Below are 12,703 nucleotides of genomic sequence, written 5' to 3' on the forward strand. Positions count from 1 at the left end.
CAGCCACGTGATCATTCTGGCCTCGGCCCGCCACGCAGGGAACCACCCACGCGGCGGGCCGTCACGAGGCAAACATTGCCTGATACGGCACTAGCTAGGGCCCGCAAGGTTGTGGGGGTGACTGAGACGACTCCGTATGACGCCGACCGTGCCCGATTCACCCGCCAGGCGCTCGCCCGCCTCGTTCTGTGCGATCACGCAGCGGACGTCGCCGATGGCGCCACTGGTCTGATCGCTACCGAGAACGACCCTGACACCGGTCCCGGAGGCCGGGTCAGCCAGGCATCCCAGCTGATCGAACTCGCGGAGCGCGCTCTGGCCTCCGCCGTCATCTACGAGCGCGAGCGAGGCAGCTCCTGGACAGAGATCGCCCAGTACCTGAGCATCAGTCCAGCAGAAGCGGAAGAACGGTTTGCCGCGAACCTGGACGGCTGGAACACAGCCTTCGACGTCCCCTACCGGCTCGACGACACCGGCCGTAAGCGCATACCCCAGCTGCCCACGGCAGCGTACGACCCGGCCTGGGCATGCGACCGGCTCGATACCTGGGCCAAGAACCGCCTCATTCTCGTCAACGACGAGCGTCCCGTCAGCTCGGGTCTCGTCAAGGCCGTGCCGGAGAAGGACCTCCCGGAAGTGACCCCGTGGCGGCGCCTGCCGGAAAGGCAATCGCCTCGTCGAACAGACCGCGCGTCCGAAGGCAGTGGTGGAGCCGGCCAGGCATCCGGTTGAACAGGTGCCGCAGAGCCTGCATGTGCCGATCCCCGCCTGTCCGGCGACGCCGGTAGTGCGCGTCCGCGCCAGCGGAACCGGTGAGAGAGGCGAAGGCCCACAGGTGGCCGACGTGGTTGAGCCGATTGTTCCTGACGAACCGGCGTCCGACGTAGCGGCGTTTGCCGGAGGCTCGCGTGATCGGGGCCGAGCCTGCGTACGCCTTCAGCCCTCCAGCCGTGGCGAACCGGGTCCTCACCCGTTCCGTGGCCCTGTGCAGAGCCCGAGCGCATGGACAAGCTCCGTGCGGAAGCCGGCATCGAACCCTTCTACGAGTACGTCGCCAGGTTCTCCACGGCCTGACACCCGCTGTGGCCCGATACCCCGTCCCCGGTCGCCTCCGGCGGATCACCGCCCCGGCCCGGCTGCCGCGGTCGATGATCCGCCGGACGGGCCCTACGCCCCCAGCAGCTTCCGGACGCGGTCCGTGCCGACCGCGAGCAGCAGGGTGGGCAGCCGCGGTCCGGTCTCGCGGGTGACGAGCAGCCGGTAGAGCAGGGCGAAGAACGTCCGCTGCGCGACCTTCAGCTCCGGTGTCGGCTTGGCGTCCGGCGCCAGTCCGGCCATCACCTTCGGAACGCCGTACACCAGCGTCGTCAGCCCTTCGAGGGACCAGTGGGAGTCCAGGCCCTCCAGCAGCAGCCGCAGCGACTCACGGGCCTCGTCGTCGAGGGACGCCAGCAGCTCCTTGTCGGGCTCGGTGCGCACGACCGTGCGCTGATCGGCCGGGACCTGGGTGGTGATCCAGTTCTCGGCACGGTCGAGCCGGGGGCGGACCTCGTCCAGATCGCCCACGGGATTCGCCGGGTCCAGCTCGCTGAGGATGCGGACCGTCTGCTCGTCGTGCCCGCCGGTGATGTCGACGACGGACGCGAGCGTGCGGTACGGCATCGGCCGCGGGGTGCCCGGCAGCTCACCGGCGGCCGTACGGACCGCGCGGGAGTACGCCGCCGCGTCGGCGGGCAGCACCGTGCCGTCCGTGACCTTGGCGGCGAGCCTGTCCCACTCGTCGTACAGCCGCTGGATCTCCTGATCGAAGGCGATCTTGAAGGCCTGGTTGGGCCTGCGGCGCGCGTACAGCCAGCGCAGCAGGGGCGCCTCCATGATCTTCAGCGCGTCGGCGGGGGTGGGGACCCCGCCCTTCGAGGAGGACATCTTCGCCATGCCGCTGATACCGACGAACGCGTACATCGGCCCGATGGGGCGCTCACCGCCGAAGATCGGGCAGATGTCCTTGCCGACCTGGAACGACGACCCGGGCGAGCTGTGGTCGACGCCGGAGGGCTCGAAGACGACGCCCTCGTACGCCCAGCGCATCGGCCAGTCGACCTTCCACACCAGCTTGCCGCGGTCGAACTCGCTCAGCCGGACGGTCTCGGTGAATCCGCAGGCCGCGCAGGTGTAGGTCAGCGCGGTGGTGTCGTCGTCGTACGCGGTGACCGTGGTGAGGTCCTTGTCGCAGCCGCCGCAGTAGGGCTTGTACGGGAAGTATCCGGCCGATCCCGTGCCGTCGTCCTCGGTCGCCGCGCCGGAGCCCTCCGCGGCCTCCAGTTCGGCCTCGTCCACGGGCTTCTGCGACTTCTGCTGCTTCTGCCGCTTCGGGTCCGGTCCGGACCGGCCGTCCTTTCCGGGGTCCTTCTTCGTACGGAAGCGGGCGAGGATCGCGTCGATCTCGCCCCGCTTGCGCATCGCGAGCAGGATCTGCTCGCGGTAGGCACCGGAGGTGTACATCTCGGTCTGGTCGATGCCCTCGTACTGGACGCCCAGCTCGGCCAGGGACTCGACGAGAGCCGCCTTGAAGTGCTCGGCCCAGTTCGGGTGCGGGGAGCCCTTGGGCGCGGGAACCGAGGTCAGGGGCCGCCCGATGTACTCGGCCCAGCTCTCGTCGACCCCGTCGACGCCGAAGGGGACCTTGCGGAACCGGTCGTAGTCGTCCCAGGAGATCAGATGCCGTACCTCGTGACCACGGCGGCGGATCTCGTCGGCGACCAGGTGCGGGGTCATCACCTCGCGGAGGTTGCCCAGGTGGACGGGCCCGGAGGGCGAGATACCGGACGCGACGACGATGGCCGGGGCGGCGGGGGCGCCCCGGTGTTTGGTCCCAGGCGCACGGCGTTCCGAATCGGCAATGACCTCGTCCGCGAAACGGGAGACCCAGTCGGTCTCGGTGCTGCTCTGAGCCACGATCGGCACGTCCTTCGTTCTCGTCATCCGGCTCGTATCCGGGATGGACCCATTCTCCCAGACGGATCGGCCGGCTCCCGGCCCGTCCACAGGCAGGGGGTCACGGGGTTGTCCACAACCGGCCGGTAACCGGGGTTGTCCACAACCGGGGAGAATCGGGTTGCCGCCCCATGGGACACTTGACAACCGACGGAGCGATGATCCCGCGGCCACCCCCGGCGTCCCCCCGGACACCGGGCCGGACCGGCCACCGGGCCATCCGGACATCGCTCCCGACACCGGTCGAGACGCCGGTCCGGCCCCGACGCGGACGCCGGCCCGGCATCGGTCCGGACCCGGCAGACACCCAGCGGACACAGCTCCGCACAGACATCCACCCCGACAGGAACGGAAGCTCATGGCCTCGGTCCCTTCCCTCGCTTCGAATGTGCAGCAGCGCCTCGCGGACGCCCTCTCGGCAGCCCTGCCGGAGGCCGGTTCCGCCGACCCGCTGCTGCGACGAAGCGACCGGGCCGATTTCCAGGCCAACGGCATCCTGGCCCTGGCCAAGCGGCTCAAGGGGAATCCGCGCGAGCTGGCGGCGAAGGTCGTCGACGCGATCGGGACGAGCGATCTGCTCCGGGAGATCGAGGTCTCAGGACCCGGCTTCCTGAACATCACGGTCTCGGACGAGGCGATCACGCGTACGCTGGCGGCCCGCGCGGCCGACGACCGCCTCGGCGTTCCGTACGCGCAGAGCCCCGGCACGACGGTGATCGACTACGCGCAGCCGAATGTCGCCAAGGAGATGCACGTCGGGCATCTGCGCTCCGCCGTGATCGGCGCGGCGATGGTCGAGATCCTGGAGTTCACCGGCGAGAAGGTGATCCGGCGCCACCACATCGGCGACTGGGGCACCCAGTTCGGCATGCTCATCCAGTATCTGATCGAGCACCCGCACGAGCTGGACCACAAGGAGGGCGAGAAGGTCTCCGGCGAGGAGGCCATGTCGTCGCTGAACCGGCTGTACAAGGCGTCGCGCGCCCTCTTCGACTCCGACGAGGACTTCAAGACCCGCTCCCGGGACCGGGTGGTCGCGCTCCAGGCGGGGGAGCCGCAGACGCTGGAGCTGTGGCAGCGGTTCGTCGACGAGTCGAAGATCTACTTCTACTCGGTCTTCAGCCTGCTGGACATGGAGATCCGGGACCCGGACGTCGTCGGCGAGTCCGGTTACAACGACATGCTCGAGGAGACCTGCCGGATCCTGGAGGAGTCGGGCGTCGCGGTCCGCTCCGAGGGCGCGCTCTGTGTCTTCTTCGACGATGTGCTGGGGCAGGACGGCAAGCCGACCCCTCTGATCGTGAAGAAGTCGAACGGCGGCTACGGCTACGCGGCCACCGACCTCTCCGCCATCCGCGACCGGGTCCGCAACCTGGGCGCGGACACCCTGCTGTATGTGGTGGACGCCCGTCAGTCACTGCACTTCAGGATGGTCTTCGAGACCGCGCGCCGGGCCGGCTGGCTGAACGACGAGGTCACCGCGGTCCAGCTCGCGTTCGGTACGGTGCTCGGCAAGGACGGCAAGCCCTTCAAGACCCGTGAGGGCGAAACGGTCCGGCTGGTGGACCTGCTGGACGAGGCCGTCGAGCGGGCGACCGCCGTCGTCCATGAGAAGGCCGGGAAGGTGGGCCTGAGCGAGCAGGAGATCGTGGAGAACGGCCAGTACGTCGGCATCGGCGCGATCAAGTACGCCGACCTGTCGACGTCCGCCGTGCGCGACTACAAGTTCGACCTGGACCAGATGGTGTCGCTGAACGGGGACACCTCCGTCTACCTGCAGTACGCGTACGCCCGTATCCGTTCGATCATCCGCAAGGCGGGCGGCACCGAGCCGGTCGCGCACCCGGAGCTGCCGCTGGCCCCGGCCGAGCGGGCGCTCGGGCTGCATCTGGACCGCTTCGGTGAGACGGTCGCCGAGGTGGCGTCGTCGTACGAGCCGCACAAGCTGGCCGCGTATCTGTACCAGCTGGCGTCCCATCTGACGACGTTCTACGACCAGTGCCAGGTGCTCAGCGACGACAACCCCCCGGAGGTCGTGGAGAACCGTCTGTTCCTGGTCGACCTCACGGCCCGGACGCTCCAGCGGGGCATGGCGCTGCTGGGCATCCGTACGCCCGAGCGTCTGTAGCCGTCCGCAGCCGTTCGCGGCCGTCCGTACAGGTCCGCACCGGGCCGTACCACCGGTCCGTACCACCGGTCCGTACGGGTCCGCTCACCACGGCCGCTCGTACCGGCCGGACCGTACTCGTCCACCGGCCCCCGCCGGTCCCGCCGTCGCGGGGCCCGGCGGGGGCCGGTCGGCTGCGGTGGGTGCAAAGGCCACGGCGGGTACCACGCCCGCGAGGGGCGTCAGGGCGCACGGCGGCACGGTGGCCAGGACAAGGGTCCTGGTCAGACGGCCGGAGGGTACCGTCCGACGAGTTGGCCGTAGCCACCGGCGGTCCACACCCGGGTCCGGAACTCCTGGAGGGTCAGGGCCCGCGCCGGCTGCTCCTGCGGGAAGTGAACGCCTGCGCAGTGCGCGCAGTGCCAGGCACAGGCCCACATCAACCGGGCGTTCGCACGCCCCGCGAGGAGCTTCTGATGGGAGACCATCTGCTGTGTCGCCCAGGCGAAGAAGACCAGGTACAGGACGGCGATGGCGAGGGAGATCCACCACAGCGCAGGGAACTCCGGGCCGGGTTCGGGAGCGGGATCCGTGCTGCCCGGCAGCTCCGCCTCCCCGGCCCGTTCGTCGTCCCGCCGCTTCTGCGCCAGCCCGACGACAAACAGGATCACACCCACGACGACGATCAGATTGACCAGCAGCGCCTGCGGCATCGTCGGCTTCCGCGGCGGAGGGGCCCAGGCCAGCGCCCTGTAGAGCCCGCTGCGGCCGTCGGTCCAGGGCAGGAACAGCGCGCGCTGGGCCGCCCGGTGCACAGCGGGAACGCTCTTGAGCCCGTCGTCGCGCCCGCAGCCGGGACACGGCTCGCACGGCCGCTCCCCCGTGCCGTACAGACCCGCCATGACGCCCCCGATCCCCCACACCACCCGTCATTGTGGCGCGTATCACAGATTAGTCCCGCGCGGGGCCGCTGGGGAGGGGAGCCGCAGCACAAACCAAGGCCCCGGGCATCAGGGCACCGGGACAGCGCGGCCGGGCATACCTGACCCGCGCGCGTTGCCGCTGTTCACATGGGCAGTCCATCGATCGCTTCCCGCCCTCACCCGGGCCGTGGACAGCGGCACCTACGCGCCCTCCGGTGCGCGGGCTCTCACCTCAGCGCGTGCGAGGTGTGGCCCGAGACTTGGTCGATCTCCGTGTGGGCCTTCTGCAGAAGCTGCGACGCGATGTCCATGAGAGCCCGCGCGCCCGAGATCTCCTCACCGACCCGCAACTGCTCGGGGTCGGAGGGGTGGCGCTGGGCGTTGCCGTGTCCCCGGATCTCCGTACCGTCGCTCAGTCTGATCATCGCGGCGGCCATGGTCCGGTCGCCGCCCTCCTCGCGGAACTCCATCTCCACATGCCATCCGGCGAGTGTCCGCATGATGGATCACCTCCAGCGGTCCCACTGTCCAGGGTGCGCCGACGTCCACCGTTACGCACCCTCATCACTCACCTTTCGGCATATACCTCATAAAACAGTCGGCACCTATGAGGCGGGGAGCGCCTGCCGGGGCTGAGGGGAGACCTCACCTTCGCCACTCAAGGAGACCGGGGCCTTCGCCGTGCCCGGCGGGCACCCAGTGGACCGGTGGACCGGTGACGACCCGGGGCTCGCCGCACCGAGCGACCTCGGCCGCGCACCGGGACGTACGGGACGGCCATCGGGATATACGGGACGGTCATCGGCGTGATGCGGCGTTCACCCCGGGCCCGTACGGAGGGCATCGGGGCCACCCGGCGGCCGGAGCGGGTCGCGCCGTGCACGGCCAGGGAGGACCTTGCCCCTGACCGGCTCTCCCGCCTGGCGGCCTGCTCCTCACCCGGCAGGCCTCAGGGCCTCCGCCGCTTCCTCGCGGCCGTAACACTTCGCCCGCCCCCGGCAGTCGTCAAGGAATTCACATTGGTCTATACCTTGACTGGCTCACGTCAACGCGCTTCAGTGGGGTCACAACCCCCCACCACGGCCTGCTCGGGCGGGCTCCCCACAGCTCGACCGCCCCTCCGGGCAAGGCCGTTGATGCACGAAGGAGGAACTCGTGCTCAAACAGCGCGTCAAAGCGTTCCTGGTCGCCGTCCTCGCGGCCGGCGGACTGGCGGCCGCGAGCCTGCTCCCCTCGGCGGGCCCCGCCTCGGCGGACGCGTGTACCAGCGCGCCCAACTGGCAGCAGGGCACCTGGTACACGACTGGCAACGTTGTCAGGTACACGGACGGCAAGTACTACATCGCCGAGCACGACAACCCGGGCTACGACCCCACCGTCAGCACCTGGTTCTGGGACCCGTACACCTGCGGCGGTGGCGGGGGCGGGAACCCCAACCCGAACCCCGGCGACTTCGTGGTGAGCGAGGCGCAGTTCAACCAGATGTTCCCGAGCAGGAGTTCGTTCTACACCTACGCGGGGCTGAAGGAGGCGCTCGCCTCGTACCCCGCCTTCGCCAACACCGGCAGCGACACGGTCAAGAGGCAGGAGGCCGCGGCCTTCCTCGCCAATGTGAGCCATGAGACCGGCGGTCTGTACCACGTCGTGGAGCAGAACACCGCGAACTACCCGCACTACTGCGACCGGAACCAGCCCTACGGCTGCCCGGCCGGCCAGGCCGCGTACTACGGCCGCGGGCCGATCCAGCTGAGCTGGAACTTCAACTACAAGGCGGCGGGCGACGCCCTCGGCATCGATCTGCTCAACAACCCCTGGCGCGTCCAGAACGAGCCGGCCGTCGCCTGGCAGACCGGCCTGTGGTACTGGAACACCCAGCGCGGCCCGGGCACGATGACCGGCCACGCGGCGATGGTGAACCAGGCCGGTTTCGGCCAGACGATCTGGTCGATCAACGGCGCGCTGGAGTGCAACGGCGGCAACCCCGCGCAGGTCCAGAGCCGGGTCAACAACTACACGCGGTTCGCGCAGATCCTGGGTGTGCCGACGGGCGCCAACCTGTACTGCTGACGGCCGATGACACGGGTCGGTCCGCCGGCCCGTGTCAGGGCTGCCGCGCCCGCGGGCCCGAAACAGCCGGACGCGGGACGGTGGCACCGGACCGCTCGAACCACCGCCGAACCACCACGGAACCGCGGGCCGGGGGCTTTCCCCGGCCCGCAGTCGGGCTTTCCCGGCACAGGCACCGGCACCGGACCGAACCAGGCCGGGCAGAACCAGGCCGGCCGAATCAGGCCGGCCCGGTCCCGGACCCACCCCGTCCACACGACGGAAGCCCTCGGCCCGCGAGCCCTCGGCCCCGGAACCCGCCCCGCGCCGAACCGCCCCCGCGCCGTAACCGCGAAGCCACGCCTCACCGGAAGTCGTCCGCGTGGTCGCGCGCCCACTCGGCGAAGGTACGGCCGGGCCTGCCGATCGCATCGTTCAGCGACGGCAGCAGACCGAACGCGGACAGATCGAAGCCGCCCTCCCCAGAGTCCTCGGCCGGATCCAGGGGATTGCCCTCGTAATCGGTGAAGCCCAGCAGAAGGTCCGCCGCCTCCGCCGCGAAACCGCCCTGCGCGATGTACTCCGCCCGCGCCTCCTCCCGGGTGTTCCGCTCCATGCGGACCTCCTCCCCGATGGCCGCGGCGATGGCGCCCACCTGCTCGCGAAGACTGATCGGCTCGGGCCCGTGGAGCACATGGGCCGCTCCGACACGACCGTCCTCCAGAAGCGCGGTCACGGCGACATCGGCAATGTCCTGCTCGTGCACGGGCAGCCAGACGTCATCGGGGCCGGGATGCCGCACCACCCTCCGCTCCCGTACGGACGGCCCCCACAGATGGATCTTGTTCGCCATGAACTCCCCCGGCCGTACGTGGGTCCACTCCAGCCCCGACTCCTCGACAGCCCGCTCCACCGGGAGGTGGAACGTGGTGTCGGATCCGTCCGCCGCCGCGGCCGACGACAGGACGACGATCCGCCGCACCCCCGCCTCCTTTGCGAGAGCGACGACTTCGGAAGCGGTCTCGGTCACCGGGAAGAGGTACATCCGCTCAACTCCCGCCAGCGCGTCCCGGATGCTGTCGGGCCGGGAGAGGTCCCCCGCCAGCAGTTTCACCCCGTCCGGGACGCCCGTCGCCGCGGCCGGGTCGCGGGTCAGCGCCCGGACGTCGGCTCCCGCCCCGACCAGCCCCCGCACCACCAGCCGGCCGACCTGTCCCGTCGCGCCGGTCACCAGGATCGTCATCAGTGCCTTCCCTCCTGAGCGCCAATATCTCCGTACAGCGTACGCGGTACAGTGTACGCAATATCGGCACGGCGCACACGGAACCGACGGCAACAACCCGGCCCGGCACACGGAACCGCCCCCGCCGGCACCCCTTCACCCGCCCCGCCGAACCACCCCGCCGACGCCCCATGCCGCCTCCGACGGCACCCCGAACCACCCCGCCCAGCACCCCGTACCAACTCCCGCCCGAGGCCGCCGGACCGCCCCCTGAGTGCACATCACCCGAGGCCAACGCCCGCTGCTTTCCCCTTGGTTGTTGAGAAAACAGCATTGGTCTATACCTTGACTGAACCCCTTCAGGACCGCTTGGGTGTGGCATACACCCGATACGGCGTGCCCAGGAGAGACACCATCCCCGACTGGGTCTCTTCGGCATGCCCGTCGACGCACGAAAGGGATAGTCGTGCTCAGAGAACGTATGAAGGCGCTCATGGTCGGCGTCGTCGCGGCAGGCTCGCTCGCGGCGACCGCGATCATGCCGACCGCGACGGCCGGCGCCGCCACCCCGGTGGACGAGTGCGCCATCGCGCCCGCCTGGTCGGCCGGTGCCAACTACCGGACCGGTGACATCGTCAAGTACACCGACGGCGAGATCTATGTCGCCGAGCGCGACAATCCGGGCTACAACCCGGTGGTGAGCACGTATTACTGGGACCCGTACACCTGCGGCGGCAGCGGGAACCCCCACCCGGACAGCTTCGTGGTGAGCGAGGCGCAGTTCAACCAGATGTTCCCGAAGCGGAATCCGTTCTATACGTACAAGGGTCTGACGGACGCCATGAAGGCGTTCCCGAAGTTCGCCCACACCGGCACGGACACGATGCGCAAGCAGGAGGCCGCGGCCTTCCTCGCCAACATCAGCCATGAGACGGGCGGGTTGTTCTACATCAAGGAGATCAACGAGGACAACTACCCGCACTACTGCGACCGGAGCCAGCCCTACGGCTGCCCGGCGGGCCAGGCGGCGTACTTCGGCCGCGGTCCGATCCAGCTGAGCTGGAACTTCAACTACAAGACGGCCGGTGACCATCTCGGCATCGACCTCCTCCGCGACCCGTGGGAGGTGGAGCGCAATCCGGCCGTCGCCATGATGACGGGCCTGTGGTACTGGAACACCCAGGACGGCCCCGGCCCGGTGACCGGCCATGACGCGATGGTGAGCGGCGCGGGCTTCGGCCAGTCGATCCGGTCGATCAACGGCGCGCTGGAGTGCGACGGCAAGAACCCGAGGCAGGTGGAGAGCCGGATCACCCGGTACCGGAACTTCACCCAGATCCTGGGTGTGCCGATGGGCTCGAACATCTCCTGTTAGGGAATCCCGTCACCGGGGGCGTCCGCCCTCAGCGCCCGGCGGGTTCCGGTTCGTACCGGAACCCGCCGGGCACCAGGGACTTCGACCAGGCCGACGACCCTGTGCCCATACCGTCGGGGCGGGCCGGCGCCGGTCGCGGGCGGCACCGGTTCACACCACGGTCGCTCGCGCACGGGGCTGCGCCGAGGCTCAGAGCGTGCGCGCGACCTCCGTCGCCCAGTACGTGAGGATCATCTGCGCACCCGCGCGCCGGATCCCGGTCAGCGCCTCCAGGATCGCCTGGTCCCGGTCGATCCAGCCCTTCTCGGCGGCGGCCTCGACCATCGCGTACTCACCGCTGATCTGGTACGCGGCGACCGGAACGTCCACGGCCTCCGCGACCTTCGCCAGCACATCGAGATACGGCCCCGCGGGCTTCACCATCACCATGTCGGCGCCCTCGTCCAGGTCGAGCGCCAGCTCCCGCAGCGACTCGCGGACATTCGCCGGGTCCTGCTGATACGTCTTGCGGTCACCGCGCAGGGACGACCCGACGGCCTCCCGGAACGGGCCGAAGAACGCGGAGGAGTACTTGACGGTGTACGCCAGGATCGACACATCCTGCCTGCCGATGGCGTCCAGCGCCTCCCGGACGACCCCCACCTGGCCGTCCATCATGCCGCTGGGGCCGACGACATGGACGCCCGCGTCGGCCTGGACCCGAGCCATCTCGGCGTACCGCTCCAGGGTGGCGTCGTTGTCGACCCGGCCTTCGGCGTCCAGGACACCGCAGTGGCCGTGGTCGGTGTACTCGTCCAGGCACAGATCCGACATGATCACGAGATCGTCCCCGACCTCGGCGCGGATGTCCCGGATGGCGACCTGGAGGATTCCGTCGGGGTCCGTGCCCGCGGTACCGGCCGCGTCCTTCTTGCCGGCCTCCGGCACCCCGAACAGCATGATCCCGGCGACCCCCGCCTCACGCGCCTCGACGGCGGCCTTCCGCAGGGAATCCCGGGTGTGCTGGACCACTCCGGGCATCGCGGCGATCGGCACGGGCTCATCGATCCCCTCCCGGACGAAGGCCGGAAGAATCAGATCGGCGGGGTGCAGCCGGGTCTCTGCGACCATGCGCCGCATGGCGGGTGTGGTCCGCAGCCTCCTCGGCCGCGCCCCGGGAAACGATCCATACGCACTCATGCCCCCTACGCTACGCCTCGCCCGTCGGGGGCTTTGCGCAGACGCAGGGTGAGGCTGATCTCGGACACGTTCTTGGCGAGCTCGAAGTTCACCCAGGCCGCGATGTCGACCAGATTCTGCGGTTCGCCCCAGGGCAGGCCGGCGGTGCGGTCGGTGGAGTCGAGGTCGTCGTCGCCGAGCCGGACCAGCTCCCCGCGCCACTCGTCCTTGAGCCCCCGCAGCCAGGCGACGGCGGACTCGGCGCCGCCGGGCCAGACGATCTCCTCACGCGGGGGCGCGCCGGGGCCGAAGCACTCCCTCAGCGTGGTCGTCCACCAGTAGCCGATGTGCCAGGAGACCCAGGCGATCGAGGTGGTCGGGGCGGGGTCGGGCTCGGGCACCTGCCAGTCGGGGACCCAGCGTCCCGCGCCGTCCTCCCGTACCGTCCAGGCGCCCGGCGCGGGCTCCCAGAGGAAGGCGTCGTCGTCCAGTTCCGGAAGGTGGTACTCGAAGAGCGACCAGACGAGATCGAGCTGCCGGACGAGCAGTTCGGCACGGGGAGAGCTCAGGGGAGAGGCCAGGGGAGAGGTCATCGGACGAGCCTGCCACCGGCCCCGGGGGCGAACAATCGAATAACCCGGCGGCGGCTCGTTCCGCACATCGCTGACATGTCCGGGACATATCTGGGATATGCCCCGGATGCGTGGAACTCTTGTCCGGTCCATGCCGGGCCGCCCGCTTCCCCTCCGTACGGACGCCCGCGGCACCCCGGCGGACCCCGGTGCCCCCGAGAGAGCAGGAGGAGCAAGAACCCATGCCGATCCCGTTAGCCCCCGCAGCTCCCGCCTCCACCCCCGCCCACCCGTCGACGACCTGGA

10 protein-coding genes and 1 pseudogene are annotated in these 12,703 nt (G+C 69.9%); 4 read left to right on the forward strand and 7 right to left on the reverse strand.

The features are described from left to right. Positions 1–117: 117 nt before the first annotated feature. Entirely contained in the window at positions 118–732 is a 615-nt protein-coding gene (locus ACIBCM_RS34640; RefSeq protein WP_399250332.1) for a hypothetical protein, read from the forward strand. Here the strand turns inward: ACIBCM_RS34640 and ACIBCM_RS34645 are convergent. After that, a pseudogene (locus ACIBCM_RS34645) lies at positions 662–967 on the reverse strand (transposase); the annotation flags it as partial. The gene ACIBCM_RS34640 and the pseudogene ACIBCM_RS34645 overlap by 71 nt on opposite strands. A 200-nt stretch (positions 968–1,167) precedes the next feature. Next, positions 1,168–2,964 carry a lysine--tRNA ligase gene (gene lysS / locus ACIBCM_RS34650; protein WP_399250378.1) on the reverse strand — a complete coding sequence of 599 codons (1,797 nt, stop codon included), beginning with the start codon at positions 2,962–2,964 and terminating at the stop codon, positions 1,168–1,170. 388 nt (positions 2,965–3,352) lie between these two features. Here lysS and argS point away from each other — a divergent pair, with 388 nt between their 5' ends. Next, positions 3,353–5,122 carry an arginine--tRNA ligase gene (argS, locus tag ACIBCM_RS34655; protein WP_399250334.1) on the forward strand — a complete coding sequence of 590 codons (1,770 nt, stop codon included), beginning with the start codon at positions 3,353–3,355 and terminating at the stop codon, positions 5,120–5,122. 263 nt (positions 5,123–5,385) lie between these two features. Here argS and ACIBCM_RS34660 read toward each other — a convergent pair whose 3' ends face one another. Together ACIBCM_RS34660 and ACIBCM_RS34665 are read right to left on the reverse strand one after the other, a co-directional pair. Next, positions 5,386–6,024, reverse strand: a complete 639-nt coding sequence (locus tag ACIBCM_RS34660) for a hypothetical protein (protein ID WP_399250336.1) — start codon at positions 6,022–6,024, stop codon at positions 5,386–5,388. Between the two features lie 227 nt (positions 6,025–6,251). Then, the gene (locus ACIBCM_RS34665) at positions 6,252–6,524 is read right to left on the reverse strand and encodes a DUF1876 domain-containing protein (RefSeq protein WP_399250338.1); all 273 of its coding nucleotides are present in this window, start codon (positions 6,522–6,524) and stop codon (positions 6,252–6,254) included. Positions 6,525–7,179: 655 nt separating this feature from the next. Here ACIBCM_RS34665 and ACIBCM_RS34670 point away from each other — a divergent pair. Then, the gene (locus ACIBCM_RS34670) at positions 7,180–8,091 is read left to right on the forward strand and encodes a chitinase (protein WP_399250340.1); all 912 of its coding nucleotides are present in this window, start codon (positions 7,180–7,182) and stop codon (positions 8,089–8,091) included. Positions 8,092–8,434: 343 nt separating this feature from the next. Here ACIBCM_RS34670 and ACIBCM_RS34675 read toward each other — a convergent pair whose 3' ends face one another. Further along, entirely contained in the window at positions 8,435–9,313 is an 879-nt protein-coding gene (locus ACIBCM_RS34675; RefSeq protein WP_399250342.1) for an SDR family oxidoreductase, read from the reverse strand. A 445-nt stretch (positions 9,314–9,758) separates the two neighbouring features. Here ACIBCM_RS34675 and ACIBCM_RS34680 point away from each other — a divergent pair, with 445 nt between their 5' ends. Beyond that, positions 9,759–10,667, forward strand: a complete 909-nt coding sequence (locus ACIBCM_RS34680; protein ID WP_399250344.1) for a glycoside hydrolase family 19 protein — start codon at positions 9,759–9,761, stop codon at positions 10,665–10,667. 189 nt (positions 10,668–10,856) lie between these two features. Here ACIBCM_RS34680 and hemB read toward each other — a convergent pair whose 3' ends face one another. Further along, the gene (hemB, locus tag ACIBCM_RS34685; protein ID WP_399250346.1) at positions 10,857–11,846 is read right to left on the reverse strand and encodes a porphobilinogen synthase; all 990 of its coding nucleotides are present in this window, start codon (positions 11,844–11,846) and stop codon (positions 10,857–10,859) included. Between the two features lie 5 nt (positions 11,847–11,851). Continuing rightward, the gene (locus ACIBCM_RS34690; protein WP_399250348.1) at positions 11,852–12,418 is read right to left on the reverse strand and encodes a DinB family protein; all 567 of its coding nucleotides are present in this window, start codon (positions 12,416–12,418) and stop codon (positions 11,852–11,854) included. Between the last annotated feature and the right edge of the window lie 285 nt (positions 12,419–12,703).

It is taken from the genome of Streptomyces sp. NPDC051018, from assembly GCF_044456085.1.
Classification (GTDB): domain Bacteria; phylum Actinomycetota; class Actinomycetes; order Streptomycetales; family Streptomycetaceae; genus Streptomyces.

Bases quoted from the DNA above. Each gene is read 5' to 3' on its own strand.
- argS (WP_399250334.1), top strand. From the start codon at position 3,353: ATGGCCTCGGTCCCTTCCCTCGCTTCGAATGTGCAGCAGCGCCTCGCG.
- ACIBCM_RS34665 (WP_399250338.1), bottom strand. From the start codon at position 6,524: ATGCGGACACTCGCCGGATGGCATGTGGAGATGGAGTTCCGCGAGGAG.
- ACIBCM_RS34675 (WP_399250342.1), bottom strand. From the start codon at position 9,313: ATGACGATCCTGGTGACCGGCGCGACGGGACAGGTCGGCCGGCTGGTG.
- hemB (WP_399250346.1), bottom strand. From the start codon at position 11,846: ATGAGTGCGTATGGATCGTTTCCCGGGGCGCGGCCGAGGAGGCTGCGG.
- ACIBCM_RS34690 (WP_399250348.1), bottom strand. From the start codon at position 12,418: ATGACCTCTCCCCTGGCCTCTCCCCTGAGCTCTCCCCGTGCCGAACTG.